The following is a 25829-nucleotide window of genomic DNA, read 5'->3' on the forward strand; positions in this document are numbered from 1 at the left end:
AGCATGAGTCAGTTTGCCATCAACCTGCTCTTCGTGGGCGGCTCGTTCGCTCTCTATATCGGCATCGCCATCTGGGCACGAGCCGGCTCCACTAAGGACTTCTACGTCGCCGGCGGCGGCGTCCATCCGGTCACCAACGGCATGGCCACGGCGGCCGACTGGATGTCAGCGGCGTCCTTCATCTCCATGGCCGGTCTGCTGGCTTCCGGCGGCTACGCCAACTCTACCTTCCTCATGGGCTGGACCGGCGGCTACGTCATCCTGGCCATGCTGCTTGCCCCTTACCTGCGTAAGTTCGGCAAGTTCACCGTGCCCGACTTCATCGGCGACCGCTTCTACAGCAAGACTGCCCGCGTGGTCGCGGTAATCTGCTTGATCGTGGCCTCGGTGACCTACGTTATCGGTCAGATGACCGGCGCCGGCGTGGCCTTCTCACGCTTCCTCGAAGTACCCAGCAGCACCGGTATCTGGATCGCGGCAGGCATCGTCTTCCTGTATGCGGTATTCGGCGGCATGAAGGGTATTACCTACACTCAGGTGGCCCAGTACATCGTACTGATCATCGCCTATACCATCCCTGCCGTGTTCATCGCCATGCAGCTGACCGGCAACCCCATCCCGATGTTCGGCATGTTCAGCACCCACACCGAATCCGGCGTGCCGCTGCTGGCCAAGCTCGACGAGGTGGTAACGGCGCTGGGCTTCCGCGACTACACTGCCGACGTCGACAACAAGCTCAACATGGTGCTGTTCACCCTGTCGCTGATGATCGGTACCGCCGGTCTGCCCCACGTCATCATCCGCTTCTTCACCGTACCGAAGGTGGCCGATGCACGCTGGTCCGCCGGTTGGGCACTGGTGTTCATCGCCCTGCTCTACCTGACCGCACCGGCCGTGGGCTCCATGGCGCGCCTCAACCTGGCCACCACCATCTTCCCGGAAATGGCCGGACAGGTGGAAGACTACCAGGAGGCACTGGCCAACCCGATCCTCTACGAGGAGCGTCCTGACTGGATCCGCACCTGGGAAGACACCGGCCTGATCACCTTCACCGATCACAACAACGACGGCCGCATCCAGATGTACAACGATGCCAACCCGGGCTTCCAGCCCATCGCCAGCGAGCTTGGCTGGGAAGGCAACGAACTGACGGTGAACAACGACATCCTGGTACTGGCCAACCCGGAAATCGCCAACCTGCCGGGCTGGGTCATCGGCCTGATCGCAGCGGGCGGTATCGCGGCGGCACTCTCCACCGCGGCAGGCCTGCTGCTGGCGATCTCTTCCGCCATCAGTCATGACCTGATCAAGAACACCATCAACCCGAGCATCTCCGAGAAAGGCGAAATGCTGGCGGCACGGATCTCCATGGCCGGCGCCATCCTGCTGGCGACCTACCTCGGCCTCAATCCGCCAGGATTCGCGGCCCAGGTGGTAGCACTCGCCTTCGGCATCGCCGCCGCCTCGCTGTTCCCGGTGCTGATGATGGGTATCTTCTCCACCCGGATGAACAGCAAGGGCGCCATCTGCGGCATGCTGGCCGGCCTGCTTTCCACCCTGCTGTACATCTTCACCTACCTGGGCTGGTTCTTCATTCCCGGCACCAACATGCTGGCGAACGTCGAATCCAACTGGCTGTTCGGCATCTCACCGCTCTCCTTCGGTGCAGTGGGTGCGATGATCAACTTCGCCGTGGCCTACGCGGTATCCAGCGCCACCGAGGAGCCGCCGCAGGAGATCCAGGAACTGGTCGAAAGCGTGCGCTATCCGAAAGGCGCTGGCGCAGCCACCGGCCACTAAGCCATAATCACCCCCCGGCCCTGCCCCAGGGCCGGGAACCGAACCAGATCGGGCTTCCCACCGGGAAGCCCGATTGCATTGATAAAGGTGGCGTCATGATATGGCACTTGATCGCGGCGATCTTCGCCGCCTTGGGGGCGGCGGGAATTGGCCTGATACTGCGCGTGGCCAGCGGCAAACGGCTGCCAAAGTGGATCATCCCAGTGTTTGCCGGGCTGGGCATGCTGGGCTACCAGATCCACTACGAATACTCCTGGCTCGACCACAAGCTGGAGCAGCTGCCACCCACGGCCCGGGTGGTCCACACCGAGCAGGACAGCATGCCGTGGCGTCCCTGGACCTACCTGTATCCGCTCACGGTGGCCTTCAGTGTGGTCGACCAGAGCAGCATGGTGCCGCGCGAGGCGAACGACCAGCAGTTGGTCGAATTCATCCTCTATCGCTTCGAGAAGGAGTACGTCGACCGCCTGACTCATCAGCCCTATCTGATGAACTGCACCACGGCCGAAATGGTGCCGCTGAGCGAAGAGAGCCGCCAGCCCCGCACCGAGGGCATGCGCCGGCTCAACGAGGGTTCACGCCTGCTCGAGGCAGTCTGCTCCCCCTGGTAGCGTCGAACCGTCGGCAGGGCGTCTTGCGCTGTCCTGTCGGCCCGAGTGTTCTCGGGTCGATATCGCTTTAGAATGGTGAGCAGTTACCGGGGGGAGATAGAATGTTTGCCGGCTGGCTGCTGATCGCCGTTTCGCTGCTCTATATCGCCGTTCTGTTCGGCATCGCCTGGCTGGGCGACCGTAACGCACGCCAGCGCGGCTCGAGCCGCAAACGTCCGGCTATCTACATACTGGCGCTGGCCATCTACTGCACCTCCTGGAGCTTCTACGGCGCGGTGGGCCAGGCAGCCACCGCCGGCTGGTCGTTCGCCAGCATCTACGTGGGTCCGATCCTCACCTTCCTGCTGTTCTGGCCGATCCTGGCCAAGATGATTCGCGTGGCCAAGCGCCAGAACATCACCTCGATCGCCGACTTCATCGCCTCGCGTTACGGCAAGACGCAGTCGCTGGCCGCCTTCGCCAGTCTGGTGGCACTGATCGGCACGCTGCCCTACATCGCCTTGCAGCTGAAAGCCGTGGCGACCTCCTTCGCCGTACTGACGGATGCGGCCGACATCACCCATACGCCGGTTTTCGCCGATACGGCGTTCTTCGTCGCCCTGGTCATGGCCGCTTTCGCCATTCTGTTCGGTACCCGCCACACCGACGCTACCGAGCACCATGAGGGCCTGATCCACGCCGTCGCCTTCGAGTCGATGGTCAAGCTGCTGGCCTTCCTGATCCTGGGCGCCTACGTCACCTGGGGCATGTTCGGCGGGCTCGGCGAGCTGATGGCGCTGGCCGATACCCAGTTGGAACTGCAGCGCCAATTGGCCGACCAGAACTTCGGCCGCGGCTTCTGGGCCCAGACGCTGTTGGCCATGCTGGCGATCTTCTGTTTGCCGCGCCAGTTCCACGTCGCCGTGGTGGAGAACACGCACCCCAGCGATGCCGCCAAGGCGCGCTGGCTGTTTCCGCTCTATCTGGTGGCGTTTGCCTTCTTCATTTTGCCCATCGCCGCCGCCGGCCTGGCCCTGTTCCCCGACGGCTCGGTGGAACCCGATACCTTCGTGCTGGCGCTGCCCATGGCCGCCGAGCAGCAGTGGCTGACCCTGCTCACCTACATCGGCGGTTTCTCGGCAGCCACCGGCATGGTGATCGTGGCCACGGTGGCGGTGTCGATCATGATCTCCAACGAGATCGTGATACCGCTGCTGTTCCGTATGCGCTGGCTCGATGCCAGACCGCGCGACTACGGTCGGTTGGTACTCAAGGCCCGCCGCATCACCATCTGCGTCATTCTGGCCCTGGCCTATGGCTTCTATCAGCTGATCGGCGAATTCACCTCGCTGGCGTCGATCGGCATGCTCTCCTTCGCCGCCGCGGCCCAATTCGCCCCGGCCCTGATCGGCGGGCTCTACTGGAAGCGCGGCAACCGTCTGGGCGTGATCGTGGGCATGAACGCCGGCTTTGCCATCTGGGCCTACAGCCTCCTGATGCCGGCGATGATCCAGGGCGGCGTGCTGCCTGCCCAGTGGCTGAGTGGCGGCCCCTTCGGCCACCCCTGGCTGACACCCACCGCGCTGTTCGGGCTCAATTTCGGCGACGCCTTCACTCACGGCGTGATGCTCTCGCTCGGCATCAACCTGTTCTGCTACATCTTCGTCTCCCAGATCACCTCGCAGCGTGTGGTCGAGCGTATTCAGGCCTCGCTGTTCGTCGACAGCGTCGAGACCCGCCAGACCTCGGTCAACCGCCCCTGGACCGGCGCCACTACGGTGGGCGATCTCAAGGTGCTGTGCGAGCGCTTCCTTGGTGCCGGTCAGGTGGCCCGTGCTTTCGACGACTACGCCCGGCGCACCGGCAAGCCGCTGGAAGACGGCAACCGTGCCTCCATCGACGTGATCCAGTTCACCGAGCGCTTCCTGGCTTCGGTACTTGGCGCCTCCTCGGCGCGCATCGTGGTCAACTCGGCGCTGCAGGGCCGCGGCATCGGCATCTCCGACGTGATCTCCATCGTCGACGAAGCCTCGCAGGTGCTGGAGTTCAACCGGGCCCTGCTGCAGGCCACCATCGAGAACATCAACCAGGGTATCAGCGTGGTCGATCAGAACATGCGCCTGGTGGTGTGGAACCAGCGCTATCTGGAGCTGTTCCGTTTCCCCGACCATCTGATCCGCGTGGGTGCGCCGATCGACAAGATCTTCCGTTACAACGCCCACAACGGCGAATACGGCCCCGGCGATCCGGAAGAGCACGTGCAGTTGCTGATCGACAATATCCGCGACGGCCAGCCCCATCGCTACGTGCGCTACCGCCAGGACGGCAGTGTCCTCGAGGTGCAGGGCAACCCCATGCCGGGCGGCGGCTTCGTCTATACCTATCAGGACATCACCCAGCAGAAGCGCATCGAGGAAGCGCTGATTCGCTCCGAGAACAACATCCGTATCTACACCGACAACGTGCCGGCGCTGATCGCCTACTTCGACAAGGAGTGCCGCTACCTCTTTACCAACCGTGCCTACGAGCAGGCCTTCGGCATCGACCGCAACGAAGTCATCGGCAAGCACGTCAACGCCGTCATCAGCGACGAGATGGCGCAGGAGCGCGAGCCCTGGATACGCCGGGCCCTGGCCGGCGAGCGGGTCAGCTTCGAAGTGTCGATGCACCTCGGCGACGATCTGCGCTACATGCTGGTGACCTATACCCCGCACTTCGGCGACAGCGGCGCCATCCTCGGCTTTTTCTCGCTCTACCAGGACATCACCGAGCGGCGCCTGGCCGAGATCGCGCTCAAGGAGACCAACGAGACCCTGGAGGAGCGGGTACGCGAGCGTACTCAGGCGCTGTCGGAAGCCAACACAGCGCTGCGCCAGGAGAACCGGGTGCGGGCCGAGGCCGAGCAGGCGCTGCGTCAGGCCAAGCAGGTGGCCGAGGATGCCAACGCTTCCAAGACCCGTTTCCTGGCCGCTGCCAGCCACGACCTGCTGCAGCCACTTAACGCCGCGCGCCTGTTCACCTCGGCCCTCTCCAACGAGATGGACGCGGTGGACATGAAGCGTACCATCGGCCATATCGACAACTCGCTGCAGGCCGCCGAGGAGCTGCTCGGCACCCTGCTCGACATCTCCAAGCTCGATGCCGGCGCTCTGACGCCGCGGCGAAGCCACTTTGCCCTGGCGGACATCTTCCGGCCGCTGCGCGCCGAGTTCGAGGTGATGGCCGAAGAGCGCGGCCTCGACCTGGTGGTGGTGCCGACGCGAATCTGGGTCGACAGCGACCCGCAGATGCTGCGCCGAATCGTTCAGAACTTCCTCTCGAACGCGCTGCGCTATACCCAGGAGGGTCGCGTGCTGCTGGGCTGCCGGCGCCGTGGGTCACGCCTGACCATCGAGGTGTGGGACTCCGGCCCGGGCATTCCCGAATCCAAACAGGCGGAGATCTTCCAGGAGTTCCGCCGCCTGGATCAGGCATCGCGGCACAAGGAGAGCGAAAAGGGGCTGGGGCTTGGCCTCTCCATAGCCGACCGCATGAGCCGGGTACTCGACCATCCGATCAGGGTCTTCTCCCGCGAAGGCATCGGCACCATGTTCTCCGTCAGCGTGCCGGTGGTGGCGCCACGCAGCGATACCGAGCGCGCAGAGGAGGCCGCCTCGTCGCGCCGCGTGGGCAACAAGCTGGTCGGCACCCGCGTGCTGTGCATCGACAACGAGACGCTGATTCTCGAAGGCATGAAGGCGATGCTCTCCGGCTGGGGCTGCGAGGTCTATACCGCGACCACCATCGGCGGCGCCAAGTCGGTGCTGCGCAACCTCGACGGCGAGCCGGACGCCATCCTGGCCGACTACCACCTCGACAACGAAGTGACCGGCCTGATGGCGCTCGAGGCATTGAGCGAGAGACTGGAGAGCGCCGTGCCGGGCATCGTGATCACCGCCGACCGCACCGAAGAGGTGGCCGAGGTGATTCGCCGCAGCGGCTACCACTTGCTGCAGAAGCCGGTGCGCCCCGCCGCTCTGCGCGCCCTGCTGACCCGCACGTTGCAGGCCAGCCGGGCAGCCCGACAGGAAGGTTGATCCTACCCAACCGTAATGCTCAAAACGCAACGCCCCAAACGCAACGACCGCCGGATGCTGTCATCCGGCGGTCGTTGCGCTTGGGGCTGCCTGTCGCTGGTCGGTCAGGACTCGACCTTGGGCGGCTCGACCTCGAGTTTCTGGGCTGCAATCACAGCCTGGGTGCGGGAGTGCACCCCCAACTTGCGCAGGATGGCGGTCACGTGGGCCTTGATGGTGGCCTCGGAGACGTTCAGCTCGTAGGCGATCTGCTTGTTGAGCAGCCCTTCGGTGAGCATGTTGAGCACGCGGAACTGCTGCGGGGTCAGCGATGCGATGGCCTCGGCGAAGCGGGTCTCCTCCTCGTTGGCATCGCCCAGGCTGTCGGCCAGCTCCTTGGGCAGCCACACCTCGCCGTCGAGGATTTCGCCGACCGCCTCGGCGATCAGCTGCAGGGATGAGGACTTGGGGATGAAGCCGGAGGCGCCATAATCGATGGCGCGTCGCACCACGTGGGGCTCGTCGCTGCCGGAGACCACCGCCACCGGAATGTCAGGCGTCTGACCGCGCAGTTGAATCAGGCCGGAAAAACCGTGAGCCCCCGGCATGTGCAGGTCGAGCAGGATCAGATCGGCATCGGGATGACGCGTCACCACCTCGCTGGTCGCCTCCATGGTATCGGCTTCAACGATCTCGGCCTGGGGTGCCAGTTGGCGCAACGCTTGAGTCAGCGCTGCGCGGAACAGCGGATGGTCATCGGCAACGATGAATTTCTGGGCAAAGGCCATGGATTCTCCTCCGGTTCCTCGAGCACGGGGCCTACGGCCGCCACACATGGGGCAATTCGATTGTTCACCGCATGTTACCCCATGCTTGGGCGCTTCCCAAGCGCATGGAAGCCGCTGTCGACCATTCATTCGTCTTGCGCCCTTCCATGCCAATACAACGCTGCGTGAATGGGACAACATCCGTTTCACATGGATACAGCAACGTCCTTGATAGCGGAGAAACCCGGCTCCTATCTTCAAAGACGATGGCAGACGCCAGCAGTGCCGGATCCCCGGTAAATGGAAGTACTCAGTACACGACTACGTGTACGAACGGAACCTCAAGGAGTAGACCATGGCACAGCGTAACCAGAACCCCGGCAATTTTGCCAATGACCCGAAGAAGGCCTCCGCAGCCGGCCAGAAGGGCGGCCAGCGCAGCAGCGGCAACTTCGCCAACGACCCGCAGAAAGCCTCTGCAGCGGGCCAGAAAGGCGGCCAGCGCAGTGGCGGTAACTTCGCCAACGATCCGCAGAAAGCGTCTCAGGCCGGCCAGAAGGGCGGTCAGAACAGCGGGGGCAATTTTGCCAACGACCGTCAGAAAGCCTCCGAAGCCGGCCGCAAAGGCGGCAAGAGCCAAGGCCACTGAGCGCCTTGTCGAGCACAGCCTGTCGGAGTTCCGCTCCGACAGGCTGTGCCTCTCGGCCATCTCCTTCAGCTCACAGGCAAGCCGTACCCGGCTTTGTCTGGGCAGGGACTGCCGTGCTGGAGGTGGTCATAGTGTCGAGCAGCAGGAGGCACCATGTTTCATCACTCGTCGAAGTTGCAATACCCGGTCAAGGTCGACAAGCCGAACCCTGAATTCGCCATGCTGCTGCAACAGGCGATCGGCGGCGTCGAGGGCGAGATCCGGGTTGCCATGCAGTACTTCTTCCAGGCCATGGGGGCTCGCGGCGACGACCGCATTCGCGACATGTTGATCTCGACGGCCACCGAGGAGCTCTCGCATATCGAGATGCTCGGCCATGCCGTCGCCCTCAACCTGGAGGGTGCTCCGGTCTCCTATCAGGAAGCCTCGGCCAAGGACCCGGTGGTACACGCCATTCTGGGTGGCACCAACCCACGCCATCTACTCTCCTCCGGCCTTGCCGCACTGCCGGAAAATGCCAATGGCGTGCCGTTCGACATGAGCCACATTTACGCCACCGGTAACGTCGGTGCGGACATGCTGGCCAACGTCACCGCCGAGGCAGGCGGTCGCGTGCTGGCATCGCGTCTCTACAACTGGACCGACGATCATGGCATGAAGGATTTCCTCGCCTTCCTGATCGCCCGCGATACGGCCCATCAGCAGCAGTGGCTGGCCGTGATAGAGGAGATGGGCGGCCTTGAGGCCCAACTGCCGATTCCCAACGCCACGCCCGAGGCACACGAGGCGACGGAGCACTCTTACTACTACCTCAACACTCTGCTGGACAAGGAAGCGCCCAAGGGTCGCTGGAGCGAAGGCCCGTCGTTCGACGGTCGCGGCGAATTCTCGGTGCGGAACCAGCCGGCACCGGAGGGCCAGGAGCCCAAGCTGGGCCCGGCCAAGCCCCACTCCGGCGCTCAGGAAGAGCAGATCAACCCGCCGCAGTGAATCCGGTGGAATCATCATGGACGACACCTAAGGAGAGAACCAATGGGTACCGAACCGCAAAGCCCCAAACATCTGGAAGATTGGCTGCGCGATGCGCATGCCATGGAGAAGCAGGCGGAAAAGATGCTCGAAGCCCAGGCCAGCCGCCTGGAGCATTATCCGCAGCTCAAGTCGCGCATCGAGCAGCACCTGACCGAGACGCGCGGTCAGACGGAGAAAATCGAGCAGTGTATCGCGCTGCTCGGCACCGACCTATCGGCCGTCAAGGACCTGGGCGGCAAGCTTGCCGCTTTCGGTCAGGGCATGAGCGGCATGATGGCAGGCGACGAAGTGGTCAAGGGCGCCATGGCCAGCTACGCCTTCGAGCACTTCGAGATCTCCAGCTACAAGGTTCTGATCCAGGCGGCCAACAAGGTGGGCAAGCCCGAGATCGCCCGGATCTGCGAAGAGATTCTCAAGGAGGAGGAGGCCATGGCAGAGTGGCTCGGCAATCACCTCGACGAGATCACGCAGCAGTTCCTGGAGCGTTCTGAGGATAGCGACCTGCGCGCCAAGACCTGAGCGCACCGTTTCCCAAGAGCGCCGCTTCTTGATAGACCCAGTGCATTTCCGTAGGCCCCCCGCCTCCCCGGCTCCCCGCCGGGGTTTTTTCCGTCGTGCACTGCCTTGCAGCGTAGCCTCACGGCCCCACCTCTCACCCGCCCGACTCGCACGCGCCATGCCCAGACGTGAGCCATACGAGACAATAGCGCCGTGCCCAGAGGCACGGCGCTATTGCATCCGAGCGAGGTGGATCGATCACATATGGTCGCGCGGTATCACCTTCTCCCAGTTCTTGGAGAAGACGCGGTACTCGTCCTCATAGCCATCGAGCTGGGCGTGGATGTAGAAGTTGCTCTCGTCGCAGCTCAGCACCGTGCGCGTGTAAACCTCGACGTTCCAGTCGTCGCGCTTGAACGCACGCTCGGTATAGGTCTCACCGCGCGCCGAGGTGAAATCGTCGTTGAAGGTGCTATACCACTCGCGGGTGCTGCGCCTCACCTCGGTACCGATGTCCTCGATACGGAAATGACCCTGATCGTTGATCACTTCGAGGGTGGACTCCTTGGTCGCCAGGTCGCGATGCAGCAGCCAGTTGTGCTCGCTGGCCGCATAGGTGTGCACGTTGAGCGGGGGCGCTTCTTCGGGCTCGTTGAACTCCGGCAGGCGCCGATCCTCTTCCCCCGGGGTTCGCTCGGGCAGTATCAGCGCGCTGCCTTCAGGGTAGATGTCGACCTGAGCCGGCTCCGGCGGCAGCCAGGCCAGGGGCCAATAGGAGGTCGAGACCGACAGGCGCAGCTGATGTCCTGCCGGAAAGCGCTGAGCGATACCGTTCATCGGGATACGCACCCGATAGCGGCGATGCGGTACCAGCGGCTCGGGGTCGGCGTCGCTGTCACGATGAGAAAGGTTGAGCAAGCCATAGGTGACTCGGGTCGCCTTGCCGTCGGGCGCCACGTCCGAGAGACGCACGGCGAGCATCGCCTGGGGCTTGTGACTGGAGATCTCGAGTTCGATCTCAGGCATGCCGAAGATATCCACAGGCTCGGCCAGCTCTCGGCTGCTGAAGATCAGCGAGCCGCCATCCTCTTCGCGCTGGTCGCCGGGCAGGTCCGGCGTTGCGGCATAAGAGCACCACTTGCCCGCCGCCAGACCCACACTCAGCGGCGATTGCAATGCCAGGGCGCTCTCCTGAGCGTTGCGCTGGTGAGGCCCGCCGTGGCCTTCACCCATGTGGATGGTATAAGGGCCAAGCTCATAGCGCCGCTCGCTGATGTTGGCCGAAGGCCAGGCAGACTCACCGATCCAGCGCCCGGGCCGCTCTTCATAGGAGGTATCGGGCGGCACGCTGTCCTGCTGCCAGGCACGCAGCATGGGTTCGTCCATGATGCCCGTGTCCCGGCCCTTCAGCCAATGATCCCACCAGCGCAGCGCCTCCTGCAGAAAGCCGATGGCCGGCCCCGGCAGCCCCTGATGCGGATACTTGTGGCCCCAGGGTCCGATCAACCCCTTACGCGGCACCTCGAGGTGTTGCATCAGGCGCAGCACGGTGTTGGTGAAGCCATCCGCCCAGCCGCCGATGGCATATACCGGGCACTGGATCGCCGCATAGTGCTCGTTCACCGAACTGGTCGTCCAGTAGGCACTGCGGCGCTGATGCTCGAGCCAGGGCTCGAGCCACAGGCCGCTGTTCTCCATGCGGTCGAACCACATGTCGCGCCAGCGGTTGCCGACGATCTGCGGATCCGGCGGCAGGCTGTTGAAGGCGAACATGACCGTGGCTTCGGAGAGGTTGTCGCCGAGCAGGCAGCCGCCCATGTAGTGCATGTTGTCGGCGTAGAGATCGTCGCTCGAGCAGATGCTGATGATCGCCTTCAGCTCGGGTGGCCGCCGGGCAGCTACCTGCAGGCTGTTGAAGCCACCCCAGGAGATACCCACCATGCCGATGTTGCCATCGCACCAGGGCTGCTCGGCGAGCCAGGCGATGGCATCGACGGCATCCTCCTGCTCCTGCTGGGTGTACTCATCCGTGACCACGCCGTCGGAGTCGCCGCTGCCACGCATGTCCACCCGCACGCAGACATAGCCATGCCCGGCCATGTAGGCGTGGTTGGCGTTGTCGCGCGCGCGGGTGATGTCACGCTTGCGGTAAGGGATATACTCCAGTATCGCCGGCATGGGCGTTCCCTCGGCTCCCTCCGGCAGCCAGATCCTGGCTGCCAGCTGAGCCCCGTCGCGCATCGGTATGAAGACGTTCTCTATCTCGCGAACCTGGTAGGGAAACGAATCCATGATGCTCATGGTTCCTCCTTGCGGGTTCATTCGATGGGTTCGATCTCGAACTCGAGGGCCTCCAGACAGGCTCTGTAGCGCTCCTCGATCTGATCATGATCCTCGCCTGCCACGTAAAGAGTGCCCAGGCGATAGCAGAAATTGTCCTGATGCATCAGTTCGCCCAGGCGAGTGCCGGGCTCCACGTCGATCCTCACCTTGGTGCCCGGAAAGCGCTGGGTGAGCGCCTCGATCTGCGCTTCGCTCGGCACCCGCTTGACGATGCCATCGCGATGTTCGTAGGGGATGTAGCACTTGGCAGCCACCGCTGCCACGCCCTGCCGATTGGCCAGCGAAGGACGCTCGCCGAAAGCGATGTCGACCGCCACCTCATGGTTGGACATGCCGTCGACCATGATGAATATCTCGCTATGAGACTGTGAGATTCGGGTATTCACCTCGATCAGCCACAGCTTGTCCTGAGCCTCGTCCCACATGAACTCGGCGTTGAAGCAGCCGTTGTCGTAGCCGATGTGCTCGAGGAAGCGACGCGAGACATCGATCATTTCACGATGGATGCGCTCGGGCAGATTGCTCGGGTACTCCAGCCGGTCGTAGGGGATCTCCTTGTTGACCGAGTTGGGCTGGGCAATGATGCCGTGGACGTTGAACTCACCGCGATATACCGTGCCTTCAGGTGCGCCTTGCACCCCGGAAACGATCTGCTCGGCAATGCAGGAATTGCCGTCCATTTCCTGTATGTGCGATGGCAGTTCGGCATGGCGCAGCGCCTCGTTGAACGGGTCGCCGAGCTGACGGATACCCTGGCGAATCTCCTCGATGGCAGCATGAAACTGCTCGTCGTTCTCGATCCTAAAGCCCAGGTGCGAGGAGAACGCCTTGACCGGCTTGATCCAGAAGGGATAGTCGAGTGTTACCTGGGAAAGCGGATTCTCGACGAAGGGGTCGACGGCGCAGAATTCCGGTACGACTTCGGGAATGACCTTCTGCTGCTCGAGCCTGCTCCAGTATTTGTGCTCGCACTTGAGTACGCTTTCCACCGAAGGCGAGGGTATGTCGTACTCCCGGCACAGAATGGGGACCATCACGCTGGTGGGAAAATCCCATTGGGCCACGATGGCATCGACGGAACCGTCGAACGCTGCGAGCTTCTGGCGCGCCTGGTCCAACAGTTCGTCAAAGGAAAATTGGGGTGACTCGACGGCTGTCTTGACCGACAGCAAGCTGTGCACTTCGAACTGGTCGGAGTGGCGCAAGGTTTCCAGCTCCTCGCGCTGAATTTCCTCCAGCGCCACGACGAAAATGTTCCGCTTCATCCATCTGTCTCCATGACGGTACTTTTTTGGAAACCCCAATCCCGGGACTTCCTGCTTCCTTACCCTTCACAAGATAAGGAGCCGGCGCCAAAGGTTCCACGGCCAAGACGATTCTTTACCCATGGGCACTCTGAGGAAACACAACGGAACCCAAGATGACGGATAGCGTTGGTATTTGCGCCAGGAACAAGCGCAGCTAGGCTGAAGGTGTGGCTGTGTACCGCAATCAGCGGCCAAGGATGGAGCCGATGGAGAAACTCGAGGAGTATCGCCGCAAGCGCGATTTCGAGCGCACCCGCGAGCCTGCCGGTGGAACCGACAAGGGATCGGCAACGGGCAACCTTTACGTGATGCACAAGCACGCGGCGAGCCACGACCACTTCGACCTGCGCCTGGAGCAGAACGGCGTGCTCAGAAGCTGGGCGCTGCCCAAGGGGCCGAGCCTCGAACCCGGCGAGAAGCGTCTGGCCGTGGAAGTGGAGAATCACCCGCTGGAGTACGGCGGGTTCGAAGGCGTGATTCCGGAAAAATCCTACGGCGGCGGCACCGTGATGCTGTGGGACCGCGGCACCTGGCAGCTCAAGGGCAAGCCCAAGCCGGACCGAATCGATATCGAGCTCGACGGCGAAAGGCTCAAGGGCAGTTGGACCCTGACCCGCATGAGCGGAAAACGTCAGGACAAGCACGCTCGCAACTGGCTGCTCATCAAGCGCCACGACGACAAGCCGCGCATGGACGCATCGCTGACGGTAGATCTGGACGAAAGCATCGTCAGCGGCCGCAGCATGGGCGAAATCGCCGAGGAGCGTGACGATACCTGGGGCGCCGACACGACCGAACTTCCCGATCCAAGCCGTCTCGACGGTGCACGCAAGGCCAGGCTGCCAAGAGAAGTGAAGCCGCAGTTGGCCACTCTGGCCCGCGAGGTGCCAACCCAGGGCGAGTGGATCCATGAGATCAAGCTCGACGGCTATCGCCTGCTGGCCCGCATCGAAAAGGGCGACGTGCGCCTGATCACCCGCAATGGCAAGGACTGGACCCAGCGCTTTGCCGGGATCGCCCGGGCGCTCGAACCGCTGCCGGTGGACTCGGCGCTGCTCGACGGTGAGGTGGTGGCCATGGGCAAGGATGGCATCAGCCGCTTCGACGAGCTGCAGGAGGCGCTCTCCAGCGGCCGCACATCTGCCCTGGTCTACCAGCTCTTCGACCTGCTCTACCTGGAGGGATACGACCTGGCCAAGGTGCCTCTGCTGGAGCGCAAGCGCACACTCGCGGCACTGCTCGAGGCGGCGGACATGGCCTCGGCAAACGGCACCATCCGCTACTCCGACCATCTCGACGCTCAGGGCGAGGCCTTCCACGAGCGCGCCTGCCAGATGGGGCTAGAGGGCATCATCTGCAAGCGCGCCGACAGCCGCTACCAGCAGAAGCGCAGCCGCGACTGGCTGAAGGTGAAGTGCGTCAGCCACGAGGAGTTCATCGTCGGCGGCTACACCGAGCCCGGCGGCTCACGCAGCGGATTCGGCTCGCTGCTGATGGGCGCCTACGGCAAGCAGGGTTTGATATACGCCGGGCGCGTTGGCACCGGTTTCAGCCATCGTCTGCTCGAACGACTGAGCGCCACCCTGCAGGAGCTCGAAGTGAAACGCTCCCCCTTTCACGGCAGCGTGCCGGACAGCCGCGCCGTGCACTGGGTGCGCCCCGAGCTGGTGATCGAGGTGGAGTTCACCGAACGCACCCGCGACGGCCGCCTGCGTCACCCGGCCTTTCGCGGCCTGCGTGAGGATCGCAATCCGGAGGAAATTCGCATGACCCCGACCAAGGAGATGGCTGCCGAAGGCACTTCGACAAAGGACGCCAAGCCGGACAAGCCGGCCACGCGCAAGCGCAAGGACGAAACCTCGCTGCTTGGCGTGCGCCTGACCAGCCCCGACCGGGTGCTGTTTCCCGAGCAGGGGCTGACCAAGCTCGACTTGGCGCGTTTCTATGAGCAGATCCAGGAGTGGGTGCTGCCCCACCTGGCCAGGCGGCCGCTGTCATTGGTGCGCTGCCCCCAGGGGCGCAACGACGAGTGCTTCTTCCAGAAGCACCCACGCAGCGCCATTCCCGACAGCGTGCCGCGCATCGACGTGCCGGAGAAGAAAGGCAGCGCCGAGTACGTCTATGTCGAGTCCGCCGCCGATCTGATCGGCCTGGTGCAGGCTGGCGCGCTGGAGATCCATCCTTGGGGTAGCCGCATCGACCACCTCGAACAGCCCGACAATCTAGTGTTCGATCTCGACCCGGACGAAGGCATCGCCTGGAAGGAAATCCTGCGGGTCGCCGGCACCCTGCGCGAGCGGCTGGAGTCGCTGGGACTCACCCCCTTCCTGCGCACCACCGGCGGCAAGGGGCTGCACCTGGTGGTGCCGATCGAACCCGGCGCCGAGTGGGACCGGGCCAAGGCCTTCGCCAAGGGGGTTGCCGAGGCTCACGCCAAGGACGATCCGCAGCGGCTCACCACCAACATGTCCAAGGCCAAACGCGAGGGGCGCATCTTCATCGACTACCTGCGCAACGGCCGCGGCGCCACGGCGGTGGCCTCCTACACGGTGCGCGCTCGCCAGAACGCCCCGGTAGCGGTGCCGATCCGCTGGGACGAACTCAACGCCGCACTGCGCGCCGACCGCTACAACGTGCAGAACCTGCGCCGGCGGCTCTCGGCCCTGCGCGAGGATCCCTGGGCCGGCTTCAGCGAGGCGGCACGCCCGCTGGATACCAAGTTGCTCAAGGCCGTGGGCGTGAAATGACACTGGCCTTGTACCGGAGAGAATGCCATGAGCGAAGCACCCTGGTGGCTGGAGAGCGGCCCCGAGACCTGCCAGTTCTGCCTGCGCACCTTCCACTACGAGGCAGGCTACCACTGCATCTACTGCGATCGGCCGATCTGTCCAGCCTGCGTCGCGGCACGCTTCGACACTCGTGACACGCTGTGCCCCGAATGTCACGAAGAAGAGAAGTGTCACGAACAAGACACAGGCCACGAGGAGGAACGCTGATGGCCGCACGAGCGATGTGGAAGGGCGTGATCCGCTTCGCTGAAGTGGAGGTCCCGGTGAAACTCTACTCCGCGGTGCAGGACCGCAGCGTGCACTTTCGCCTGCTGCACGAGAAGGACCGCTCGCCGGTCAAGCAGGCCATGGTCAATCCCGACACCGACGAGATCGTACCCCACGCCGAGACCCGCCGCGCCTATCGCACCGACGAGGGCAGCCTGGTGGTGTTCGATAAACAGGAACTCGAGGCACTGGAGCCGGACTCGGGCCGCGACATCGAGGTGATCCGCTTCATGCCGCCGCAGGTCATCGATCATCGCTGGTACGACCGCCCCTACTACCTGGGCCCGGATGGCAGCGAGTCGCTCTATTTCGCCCTGGCCGAGGCGCTGGCCAACAGCGGCAAGGAGGGGCTGGCACGCTGGGTGATGCGCAAGAAGAGCTACGTCGGCGCCCTGCGCCTGCATCGCGGCGTGCCGATGCTGATGTCGCTGCGCCACGAGGAGCAGGTAGTGCCGGTGGACGCCCTGGAGCCGCCCAAGGGCAAGGCGCTGGACGCCAAGGAGCTCGATATGGCACGCCAGCTGATCGGCATGCTGGAGGCCGAGTTCGACCCCGACGAATACCATGACGAGTACCGCGAGCGGGTGCTGGAGCTGATCGAGGCCAAGCGGCACGGCAAGAGCGTCAAGGTCACGCCGATTCGCCGCCGCGAAGCTTCCGACGACCTCTCCAAGGCGCTCGAGGCCAGCCTGAAGAAGGAGCGCAAACGTGCCTAGTCAAAAATCCAAAGCCAAGCCCAAGACTCCAAAGAAGAAGCGCAAGACGCAAGAGGAGAGCGAATCGGCCCAGGGCGAGGAGAAGAGACGCTTCCACGCCAGCGGCCCGCGCCCGCTGTGGTCGGGCACCATCACCTTCGGCCTGGTCAGCCTGCCGGTCAACCTCTACCCGGCCAACCGGCCCAAGCCGGTGTCGCTGCGCATGGTCGACGCGCAAGGCACACCGTTGGCAAGGCGCTACTTCTGCGAGAAGGAGGAGCGTGTGCTCGACTACGACGAGCTGATCCGCGGCTACGAGGTGGAGAAGAACGAGTTCGTGGTGGTGGAAGATCGCGAGCTCGATTCGCTGGCCCCGGAGAAGTCCCAGGAGATCGACCTCAAGCGCTTCGTCGGCCTCGACGAGATCGACCCGATGTATTTCCAGCGTGCCTATTTCATGACCCCCGATAAAGGCGTGACCAAGGCCTACCGCCTGCTGGCGGAAAGCATGGAGTCCGCCGGGCGTGCCGGCATTGCCACCTTCGTCATGCGCGGCAAGGAGTACCTGGTGGCAATCATCGCCGAGAAGGGGATCCTGCGCGCCGAGACGCTGCGCTTCGCCGAGGAGGTTCGCACCCCCGAAGATATCGCCCTGCCCGAGGCCACCCAGCCCGACAAGCAGCGGGCCAAGGCCATGCAGCAGGCCATCGAGTCCCTGACGGAAAACAACTTCGAACGCGAAGAGCTTCAGGACCTGCAGAGCCAGCGTATCGTCGCCCGCGCCGCGGAGAAGCTCGCGCGCGGCGAGGATGTGATCGCGCTGGACGAGGTGGATACCGCCGATGTCGAGCCGGAGCAGGGAGGCGAAGTGGTCGACCTGATGCAGGTGCTCAAGCAGAGCCTGGCCGAAGGGCGCCCGCCCGGGCAGGAGACGCGCAACGACGCCGGCAAGAACAAGACGGAAAAGCACACCAAGCCGGGAGCCAGCCGTAGCGAGGCGAAGAAACGACCGTCAGGCCAGCGCGGCACAGGCAAGCGCCGCAGCTCCGAGCTGGCCGAGTTGAAGAATCTCTCCCGCGACGAGCTCTACGAGCGCGCCCAGCAGCTCGACCTGCCCGGCCGCAGCCGCATGAGCAAGGCCGAGTTGGCCAAGGCCATCGCCGCCGCCGGCTGAGACGAAAAAGCCGGCCCGAAGGCCGGCTAGGAAGTTGGTAGCGTGCGCTATCACTTGATCGCGCGATTCTCGATCAGATCATCCACCACACTCGGGTCGGCCAGGGTGCTGGTGTCGCCCAGGCCATCGGTCTCGTTGGCGGCGATCTTGCGCAGGATACGGCGCATGATCTTGCCCGAGCGGGTCTTGGGCAGGCCCGGCGCCCACTGGATGACGTCCGGCGAGGCGATCGGCCCGATGTCCTTGCGCACCCACTGGGTCAGCTCCTTCTTGAGCTCGTCGGTCGGCTCGATGCCATCGTTCAGGGTCACGTAGATGTAGATGCCCTGGCCCTTGATGTCATGGGGGAAGCCCACCACGGCAGCCTCGGCCACGGCCTCGTGGGCCACCAGCGAGGATTCGATCTCGGCGGTTCCCATGCGGTGGCCAGAAACGTTGAGCACGTCGTCGACGCGACCGGTGATCCAGTAGTAACCGTCCTCGTCGCGGCGGCAACCGTCACCGGTGAAGTAGTAGCCCTTGTAGGTGGAGAAGTAGGTCTGGATGAAGCGATCGTGGTCGCCCCAGATCGAGCGTGCCTGGCCGGGCCAGGAGTCGCTGATCACCAGGTTGCCGTCCACGGCGCCCTGGAGTTCGTTGCCCTCGCTGTCGAGCAGGGCCGGCTGCACGCCGAAGAACGGCAGCGTGGCGGAACCCGGCTTGAGATCCATAGCGCCCGGCAGCGGCGAGATCAGGATGCCGCCGGTTTCGGTCTGCCACCAGGTATCGACGATCGGGCACTTGGAGTTGCCGATCACGCGGTGATACCACTCCCACGCCTCGGGGTTGATCGGCTCGCCCACCGAACCGAGCAGGCGCAGGCTGTCGCGCTTGCTGGAGTCCATCACGCCGTCGCCGTGGGCCATCAGTGCGCGGATGGCGGTGGGGGCGGTGTAGAGGATGGCTACGTTGTGCTTGTCGACGACCTCACCCATGCGTCCGTGGCTGGGATAGCTCGGTACGCCTTCGAACATCAGCGTGGTAGCACCATTGGCCAGCGGACCGTAGACGATGTAGCTGTGGCCGGTGACCCAGCCCACATCGGCGGTACACCAATAAACCTCGCCATCCTGATAGTCGAAGATGTACTGGTGGGTGAGGCTGGCATAGACCAGATAGCCGCCGGTGGTGTGCTTGAGCCCCTTGGGCGCGCCGGTGGAGCCGGAGGTGTAGAGGATGAACAGCGGATCCTCGGCGTTCATCTCCTCGGCCGGGCAGTCGGCCGCCTGCTTGTCGACCAGATCGTGATACCAGACGTCACGACCTTCCTTCCACTCGATGTCGCCGCCGGTGCGCTTGACCACCAGCACGTTCTCGCACACCTCGGTGCCCTTGCGGGTCAGGGCAGCGTCGACGTTGTCCTTGAGCGGTACGTGCTTGCCGCCGCGTACGGATTCGTCGGCAGTGATCACCAGTTTGGAGTCGGCACCGACGATACGCTGGGCCAGGGCGTCGGGCGAGAAGCCGCCGAACACCACAGAGTGCACCGCACCGATGCGGGCACAGGCCAGCATGGCCACGGCCGCTTCGGGAATCATCGGCATGTAGAGGGTGACCACGTCGCCCTTGCCGATACCGAGTTCCTTGAGCGCGTTGGCAAGCTGACAGGTCTTGGCATGCAGCTCACGGTAGCTGACGTGCTTGGAATCCTTGGGGTCGTCGCCTTCCCAGATGATGGCGGTCTGGTCGCCGCGCGTCTTCAGATGGCGGTCGAGGCAGCTGACGCTGGCGTTCAGGGTACCGTCTTCGAACCAGCGAATGTCGACGTTGTGCGGGTCGAAGGTCGTGTTCTTGATCTTGGTCGGCGCCTTGAACCAGTCGATGCGCTTGGCCTGCTCGGCCCAGAAGCCCTCGGGGTCGTCGACGGACTGCTGATACATGGCCTGATACTTCTCGCGATCGATCCAGGCGTTGGCGGCGATGTCGTCGCGTACCGGATAGACTTTCTGCTGATCGGTCATTGGCTAGCCTCTTCCAGGAGATGCACCCTCTCGGTGGATGTTACCGGCTGCCTTGTTATTGAATGCGCCGGCATCAGATTCGCCCAACAGCATATACCCTCGAAGCGGGCCTAACTCTTAGACCTTGGTATCAGGATTTTTTCTTTACGAATCATGCGTTTGTAGCAACTTTTCCATGCTCTACAAAGGGCTGATAGACCAAGGTCTCAGCACACGAGAGGCAGCGATAACGGCGCCCCTTGCGCGCCAGCGAGTGGCGCTGCGACGTGAAATAGTGGACCTGGCAGCCACAGTGATAGCGATGGGGCGTCGGGCTGGCCCGCCCGGTATCGAAGGTGTGGGTCACCTTCGCCTCGAGCCCGAACAACCGCTCCATCACGGTACGCCATTCGCGCCCATGGGGCCTCGCCTTGTGGCCGTCGCTCAGGTGGCGCACCAGCCAGTGAGCCATTTCGTGAGGCACCACGTCGCGCAGGAAGGCGCGACGATTCTCACCGTAGAGCACCGGGTTGAAGCGCAGGCCGCCGCGCCCATAATGGGCCTGTCCGGCACACTTGCCACGCAGGTCGAACCACACCTTGGGCCGGGGCAGCGCGGGATGATAGTCATGGCACAGCTGCCAGGCGGCCTCCACCCGCTCCAGCAGGGCGCGGTGAAGAGCAGCGTCGTCAAGGCTGGCCAGCCACTCGGGGCAAGGATCGGGAAGCGCGGGTCGTCTCATGGGTGCTAAAATGACGTTCCGCCACGGCGGTGTCCAGCCCTCTCGGCCACACCGCCTTCACGATGCTATGCGAGAGGCCCGATGTCCGACACGCCCCTGCCCCAGCCCCTACTCGAGGACGAAGAACTCGAACGCCTCGACGAGTTTCTCGACTCCGAGAGCGTCGACCCCGATGCGCTGGACCTGATCTCTGCCCATGGCTTTCTCGTCGCGCTTGCCGTGGCGCCCCGCGAGGTGGAATCCGCCACCTGGGTAGCCGAACTGTTCCACGGCGAGCCGGCATTCGCCGATGCCGGGGAGCGCAGCGAGATTCTGGGCCTGCTGGAAAAGCTGCACGGCAACGCCATCGATACCCTGGAACAGGGCGGGCTTCCCGAGCTGCCTTTCGATCTAAGCCTGGACGGCCTGCCGCCCGAGGAGACACCCGTCGGCGACTGGTGCGCCGGCTTCATGGAGGGCGTATTCCTCGACGAAGCGGCCTGGTTCGAGCAGGAAGAGGAGACCGTCGCCACCCTGCTATTGCCGTTCATGGCGCTGTCGGGTCTGTTCGACGACGAGCCCGACATGGCCGAGATGGCAGCGGACAGCGCGCGCCTGGAGTCGCTGGTCGGGCAGTTGCCGGACCTGGTGCTGGATCTCTACTTGCACTACCGCGTACCGCCGGAGACGCCCAAGCCGATGCCGCGCAAGAAGCAGCCCGCCGGGCGGGGCCCCGGCAAGGGCAAGCCCGGCGGCAAGCGGTAGGGTTGCCTGGCCAAACCCAGGTACCCGTCACCGCAGCCGCGTCAGCCATGCATCGAAGCTGCCGAATAGCCACTCCTTGAAACGCTGCCAGCGCGGACGCTGCAACCACTCGCGGTAGGTGATCTCACGGCTGGCGGCGAAGTTACGCTCGAACAGGGCCGCCACTTCGCTGGCGAAGCGCACGTCATCCACCTCCTGATTGGCCTCCAGGTTCCAGTGCAGACTCCAGTGATCGAAGTTGCACGAGCCAAGGCTCGACCACTGATCGACCAGTGAGAACTTGGCATGGATGAAGGTGGGTTGGAACTCGAAGATGCGTACCCCGGCACGCAGCAGCCGCCGATAGAAGCGCTGGCCGGCGTAGCGCACCCATGGGTGGTCGTGGTCGCGTCCGGGCAGCAGGAGCCGCACGTCGACGCCGCGGCGGGCAGCCCGAGCCAATCGCATGCGCAGGCTGAAGGTTGGCACGAAATAGGGCGTGCACAGCCAGATGCGGCGCTGTGCCGACGACACCCGGCCGTAGAGCGAGTGGCGAATGGCCTGGTAGCGGTAACCCTGCCCCCACACCACGCGGCCGCGCATGCCCTGGTAATCCTCGCGAGGCGCCAGCTCGAGCGTCAGATGGCGCACCAGGGACGCCTCTCCGTCGCCTCGGGTCAACGGCGAATCCCACAGTCGCGAGAACAGCCGCACCCAGTCGGCCACCACGGGACCTTCGATGCGCACCGCCACCTCGTACCAGGCCTCGAGGAACTCATCGACCGCGCCGAAGCCCCCCGTGAAAGCCACGCTGCCATCGACGACGACGAGCTTGCGGTGATCTCGCATCAGGTTGCGGGTCAGCGAGCGCATGCCCAGCGGATTGAACAGGCGCAGCGCCACACCGGCCTGCTCCAGGCGCCGTCGGTCCTCTCCCGAAAGCCCCATGGCACCGTAGGCATCGAGCATCAAGGCCACCGCCACGCCGCGCTGTGCAGCGCGACACAGGGCCTCGATCAGTGCCGTGGCCAGATGCCCCGACTCCATCAGGTAGAGCTCGATCAGTATCGAGCGGTGCGCTTCCTCGATGGCAGTGAACATCGCCGGCAGGAAGCGCGACGACTCCGCCAGCAGCTCGAACCGATTGCCATCCCGCCATACGCCGTGCATGGCCGTCTCCCTCTCCTTGTCTGGCTCGATTGACGCACGTTTGCCGCGCCAGGGAAAGCGGCACCTGACCGGGGCAGACAAGCATGGCTATACTGGGGCCTTGCTACACTATCGAGGCAATGGAATGGCCCTGGCCGACTCGCTGCTCACACTGCTCCGCGCCCCGCTCAAGGGCATCATCAAGGCCTGGGTCGACACCCGGCTCATCGAGCCCGACCCGACCGACCTGGGACTCGACCCGTCACGGCCCACTCTCTACGTACTGCCACATCCGGCACTCTCCGATGACCTGTTGCTGGAGGTACTGTGCCAGCGCCATGGCCTGCCGTCGCCCAAGGGCAAGGTCCACCTGCCGGGACTGGAGCTAGCGGCCAGTATGGCGCTGCCCGTCAGGCCCCGCCTGTGGCGGCGCGGTCGCGCCTTCGAGGCCCCTTTTCGTCAGGCGCTGGAATACCTTGCCGCACATGCCGACGCCGAGATCCAACTGGTCCCGGTGAGCGTGTTCTGGGGCCGCGCCCCAGGCAAGCGCTTCGGCTTTTGGCGGCTGACAGTTGGCAGCTCACCGGCCGGCTGCGCCGGGCGCTGTCGGTAGTGATCAACGGCAAGAGCGTGGAGGTGCACTTTGGCGCTCCCCTCGACCTGCGCGATCTGCTCGACGAACGCGGCCCGGCGGTGGCCAATCGAAAGAGCGCGCGACTGCTGCGCATCCATTTCCGGCGCATGCGCACGCGGGTGCTCGGCCCCGACCTCTCGCACCGCCGCACTCTGATCGAGGGCGTGGCATCCAGCCCCGAGGTACGCCGGGTGATCGACGAGTTGGCGGTAAGCGAGAAGCGCTCGCCCGAACGCCTGCAGCGGCGTGCCCTGCGCTATGGCCGCGAGATCGCCTCGAACATGACCTACCCGGTGCTGCGCTTCATGGACGGCCTGCTGCGGCGCCTGTGGAACCGCCTGTACGACGGTGTCGAAGTCCGCGGTCTCGACCGGGTCAAGGCGCTGGCGGGCGATCATACGCTGGTCTACGTGCCCTGCCACCGCAGCCACATCGACTATCTGCTGCTCTCCTACGTGCTCTATCGCGACGGCCTGATGCCACCCCATGTCGCTGCCGGACGCAACCTCAACATGCTGCTGATCGGCCCGCTGCTGCGCCGTGGCGGCGCCTTCTTCATGCGCCGCAGTTTTCGCGACAAGCCGCTCTACGCGGCGGTCTTCAATGAATACCTGCACCGCCTGCTGGAGCGCGGCCACCCGCTGGAGTATTTCATCGAAGGCGGTCGTTCGCGTAGCGGGCGTATGCTCCCGGCAAGACCCGGCATGTTGTCGATGACGATGCGCTCATACCTCCGTAGTGCAGCAGGAACCACACCACCTCGACTCGCCTTCATTCCGGTCTACATCGGCTATGAGCGCATCATCGAGAACGCCAGCTACCAGCGCGAGATGCGCGGCGGCAAGAAGCGCAAGGAGAGTCCCTGGGCTCTGCTGCGGGTCATTGGCCAACTGCGCCAGCCGTTCGGCAAGGTCACGGTCAACGTCGGCGAACCACTGCCGCTCGGCGCCTTCCTCGATGAGGCCGTGCCGGCATGGCGCGACGATCTCGTCGAGGCAAAGCCGCCCTGGCTCAACCAGGCAGTCCCCCGACTCGGTGACGAGCTGGCCCGGCGCATCAACGCCGCGGCAGCGCTCAATCCGGTCAATCTGGTGGCCCTGGTGCTGCTGGCCACGCCCCACCACGCCATCGAGGCCAGCCTGATGTCGCGCCAGCTCGCGCTGCTGACGGCGCTGCAGCGTCACTGCCGAGGCGGCCAGCATGCCAGCCTGCCCCGAGGCGAACCTGACGAGTGGATCGACCAGGTCGTGGCGCTGGGCATGATCGAGCGTCGGTCGCATGCGCTGGGCGATATCCTGGTCGCGACCACCGAGCAGGCCAACCTGCTGGTGTGGTATCGCAACAACGTGCTGCACCTCTTCGCCCTGGCCGGCCTGACCGCCTTCGCCTTCCGCCACGCTCCGCGTCACGACCTGGAGAGCCTCGAGGCCCAGCTCGGGCCACCCTGGCCGATCCTCTCGCGCGAGCTGTTTCTCACCCCGGTAACACTCAGCGAGGCACTGCCGGTGATGCTGGAAGCGCTGTGCCGGGAAGGCTTGCTGGAGCGAACCGACGAAGGCTGGCAGCGCCCCGCCTCGCTGGAGGCCGGCGAGCAGCTACGGCTGTTGGCGCGACTGATGCAGCCCTCGCTGGAGCGCGGCTATTTGCTGCTGGCCATTCTACTGGCCCAGGCCCCCGGCACCCTGGGACGAGACGCCCTGGCCGAGCGCAGCCAGCAATTGACCGAGCGACTGGCACTGCTGTCGGGTCGCGACGCGCCGGAGTTCTTCGACCGCACCCTGTTCGCCAGTCTGATCGTGAGCCTGGAAGCCGAAGGGTGGATCTGGGAGCGGGAGGATCGGCTGTGGTTCGACGAGCGCCTGCGCAGCGCTGCACAGCGAACCGGCGAGCTGTACGATCCGGCGCTAAGGCACCGGTTACAGCTGGTCAGTCATAACTGATCGGTGCCGAGTCAGCCCTTGAGTGAGCGGTGAACGTAGAGGTCGTATCGGCTGGTCTTGCCTTCGATGACGTGGTGCGGCGCCGGCCCCACGATGGGCGGCGCCTTGCGCGGACGCTTGACAACCACCCGATGGGTGGCGACGTCCAGCGCCATCTCAAGCAGCCGCGGCGCATCGTCGTCGTCGCCGGCCAGCTCGCGAAACAGCCGCATCTCCTTCTTGACCAGCGCTGACTTCTCGCGATGCGGGAACATGGGGTCGAGGTGAACCACCTGAGGCGCGATGCCGCTGGCGGTCACCAGCGCCGCGAGTTCGCGAGTGGCATCGCCATGGGCCAGGCGCATGCGGGCGACGATCTCGGCCGTGTCGGCATCACTGGCGGCACGCGCCAGGCCGTCTTCCAGCAGCGCATGGATCTGGGCCACACGCTCCACGAGCAGCACCTCGGCGCCGAGACTGGCCAGCACGAAGGCATCGCGGCCAAGGCCGGCGGTGGCATCGACCACGCTGGGAGTGATTCCGGCGGCAAGGCCACAGGCCCGGGCGATCAGCTGACCGCGGCCGCCGCCGAAGCGACGCCGGTGGGCCGCACGCCCCTCGGCGAAATCGATGCGCAGGGGCTTGCCGTAACGCGCCGGATCGCCAGCCAGTACCAGCGCGCCCGCCTCACGCCGCAGCTCGAGCGCCGCGCCATCC

20 protein-coding genes are annotated in these 25829 nt (G+C 64.6%); 13 read left to right on the top strand and 7 right to left on the bottom strand.

Annotated elements, in window-relative coordinates; all coding sequences use genetic code 11:
* Positions 1 to 3: 3 nt before the first annotated feature.
* The 3 genes from B8115_RS20305 to B8115_RS20315 all read left to right on the top strand — a co-directional run bounded on the left by B8115_RS20305 (position 4) and on the right by B8115_RS20315 (position 6466).
* Positions 4 to 1800, top strand: a complete 1797-nt coding sequence (locus tag B8115_RS20305) for a sodium:solute symporter family protein (RefSeq protein ID WP_010629691.1) — start codon at positions 4 to 6, stop codon at positions 1798 to 1800.
* A gap of 95 nt (positions 1801 to 1895) precedes the next feature.
* On the top strand, positions 1896 to 2411 hold the full coding sequence (locus B8115_RS20310; RefSeq protein ID WP_010629692.1) for a hypothetical protein: 516 nt from the start codon (positions 1896 to 1898) through the stop codon (positions 2409 to 2411).
* A gap of 101 nt (positions 2412 to 2512) precedes the next feature.
* Positions 2513 to 6466, top strand: a complete 3954-nt coding sequence (locus B8115_RS20315; protein ID WP_010629693.1) for a NahK/ErcS family hybrid sensor histidine kinase/response regulator — start codon at positions 2513 to 2515, stop codon at positions 6464 to 6466.
* A 104-nt stretch (positions 6467 to 6570) separates the two neighbouring features.
* Here the strand turns inward: B8115_RS20315 and B8115_RS20320 are convergent, their stop codons facing one another.
* On the bottom strand, positions 6571 to 7233 hold the full coding sequence (locus B8115_RS20320; RefSeq protein ID WP_010629694.1) for a response regulator transcription factor: 663 nt from the start codon (positions 7231 to 7233) through the stop codon (positions 6571 to 6573).
* 334 nt (positions 7234 to 7567) lie between these two features.
* Here B8115_RS20320 and B8115_RS24115 point away from each other — a divergent pair, with 334 nt between their 5' ends.
* From B8115_RS24115 to B8115_RS20335, 3 genes are all read left to right on the top strand, one after another.
* On the top strand, positions 7568 to 7861 hold the full coding sequence (locus tag B8115_RS24115) for a general stress protein (RefSeq protein WP_010629695.1): 294 nt from the start codon (positions 7568 to 7570) through the stop codon (positions 7859 to 7861).
* Between the two features lie 153 nt (positions 7862 to 8014).
* A complete protein-coding gene (locus B8115_RS20330) occupies positions 8015 to 8851 on the top strand; it encodes a manganese catalase family protein (RefSeq protein ID WP_010629696.1) in 837 nt (278 codons plus the stop codon).
* Between the two features lie 42 nt (positions 8852 to 8893).
* Entirely contained in the window at positions 8894 to 9412 is a 519-nt protein-coding gene (locus B8115_RS20335) for a ferritin-like domain-containing protein (protein WP_010629697.1), read from the top strand.
* Between the two features lie 237 nt (positions 9413 to 9649).
* On the opposite strand, the gene B8115_RS20340 is transcribed toward B8115_RS20335, so the two are convergent.
* Together B8115_RS20340 and B8115_RS20345 are read right to left on the bottom strand one after the other, a co-directional pair.
* Positions 9650 to 11692, bottom strand: coding sequence for a CocE/NonD family hydrolase (locus B8115_RS20340; protein ID WP_010629698.1), 2043 nt, complete (start codon positions 11690 to 11692; stop codon positions 9650 to 9652).
* A gap of 17 nt (positions 11693 to 11709) precedes the next feature.
* The gene (locus B8115_RS20345) at positions 11710 to 12999 is read right to left on the bottom strand and encodes an ATP-grasp domain-containing protein (RefSeq protein WP_010629699.1); all 1290 of its coding nucleotides are present in this window, start codon (positions 12997 to 12999) and stop codon (positions 11710 to 11712) included.
* Between the two features lie 248 nt (positions 13000 to 13247).
* On the opposite strand from B8115_RS20345, the gene ligD reads away from it, so the two are divergent.
* The 4 genes from ligD to B8115_RS20365 are packed head-to-tail and all read left to right on the top strand — an operon-like array spanning position 13248 to position 17966.
* Positions 13248 to 15788: a DNA ligase D gene (ligD, locus tag B8115_RS20350; protein WP_010629700.1), complete on the top strand. Its 2541-nt coding sequence runs from the start codon at positions 13248 to 13250 to the stop codon at positions 15786 to 15788.
* A gap of 27 nt (positions 15789 to 15815) precedes the next feature.
* The gene (locus B8115_RS20355) at positions 15816 to 16037 is read left to right on the top strand and encodes a hypothetical protein (RefSeq protein ID WP_010629701.1); all 222 of its coding nucleotides are present in this window, start codon (positions 15816 to 15818) and stop codon (positions 16035 to 16037) included.
* Positions 16037 to 16813, top strand: coding sequence for a Ku protein (locus B8115_RS20360; protein ID WP_010629702.1), 777 nt, complete (start codon positions 16037 to 16039; stop codon positions 16811 to 16813). The genes B8115_RS20355 and B8115_RS20360 overlap by 1 nt, the downstream gene beginning before the upstream one ends.
* Positions 16806 to 17966 (top strand): Ku protein, encoded by a 1161-nt coding sequence (locus B8115_RS20365; protein WP_010629703.1) that lies wholly within the window; start codon positions 16806 to 16808, stop codon positions 17964 to 17966. The genes B8115_RS20360 and B8115_RS20365 overlap by 8 nt, the downstream gene beginning before the upstream one ends.
* A 50-nt stretch (positions 17967 to 18016) precedes the next feature.
* On the opposite strand, the gene acs is transcribed toward B8115_RS20365, so the two are convergent.
* Both acs and B8115_RS20375 read right to left on the bottom strand, forming a co-directional pair.
* Positions 18017 to 19966, bottom strand: a complete 1950-nt coding sequence (gene acs, locus B8115_RS20370) for an acetate--CoA ligase (RefSeq protein ID WP_010629704.1) — start codon at positions 19964 to 19966, stop codon at positions 18017 to 18019.
* Between the two features lie 151 nt (positions 19967 to 20117).
* The gene (locus tag B8115_RS20375) at positions 20118 to 20687 is read right to left on the bottom strand and encodes a SprT-like domain-containing protein (protein WP_010629705.1); all 570 of its coding nucleotides are present in this window, start codon (positions 20685 to 20687) and stop codon (positions 20118 to 20120) included.
* An 81-nt stretch (positions 20688 to 20768) separates the two neighbouring features.
* On the opposite strand from B8115_RS20375, the gene B8115_RS20380 reads away from it, so the two are divergent.
* Complete coding sequence (locus B8115_RS20380; RefSeq protein WP_010629706.1) at positions 20769 to 21431, top strand: YecA family protein; 663 nt, start codon at positions 20769 to 20771, stop codon at positions 21429 to 21431.
* A 27-nt stretch (positions 21432 to 21458) separates the two neighbouring features.
* Here the strand turns inward: B8115_RS20380 and B8115_RS20385 are convergent, their stop codons facing one another.
* Entirely contained in the window at positions 21459 to 22580 is a 1122-nt protein-coding gene (locus B8115_RS20385) for a phosphatidylserine/phosphatidylglycerophosphate/cardiolipin synthase family protein (protein ID WP_010629707.1), read from the bottom strand.
* Between the two features lie 124 nt (positions 22581 to 22704).
* Between B8115_RS20385 and B8115_RS24000 the strand changes: the two genes are divergently transcribed.
* Positions 22705 to 23172 (top strand): hypothetical protein, encoded by a 468-nt coding sequence (locus tag B8115_RS24000; protein WP_010629708.1) that lies wholly within the window; start codon positions 22705 to 22707, stop codon positions 23170 to 23172.
* Complete coding sequence (gene plsB, locus B8115_RS20390) at positions 23118 to 25133, top strand: glycerol-3-phosphate 1-O-acyltransferase PlsB (protein WP_010629709.1); 2016 nt, start codon at positions 23118 to 23120, stop codon at positions 25131 to 25133. The genes B8115_RS24000 and plsB overlap by 55 nt, the downstream gene beginning before the upstream one ends.
* A gap of 11 nt (positions 25134 to 25144) precedes the next feature.
* On the opposite strand, the gene B8115_RS20395 is transcribed toward plsB, so the two are convergent.
* Positions 25145 to 25810, bottom strand: a complete 666-nt coding sequence (locus B8115_RS20395) for a class I SAM-dependent methyltransferase (RefSeq protein WP_083861902.1) — start codon at positions 25808 to 25810, stop codon at positions 25145 to 25147.
* Positions 25811 to 25829 lie beyond the last annotated feature (19 nt).

Source organism: Halomonas sp. KM-1, assembly GCF_000246875.1.
In the GTDB taxonomy this organism is placed as follows: domain Bacteria; phylum Pseudomonadota; class Gammaproteobacteria; order Pseudomonadales; family Halomonadaceae; genus Halomonas; species Halomonas aerodenitrificans.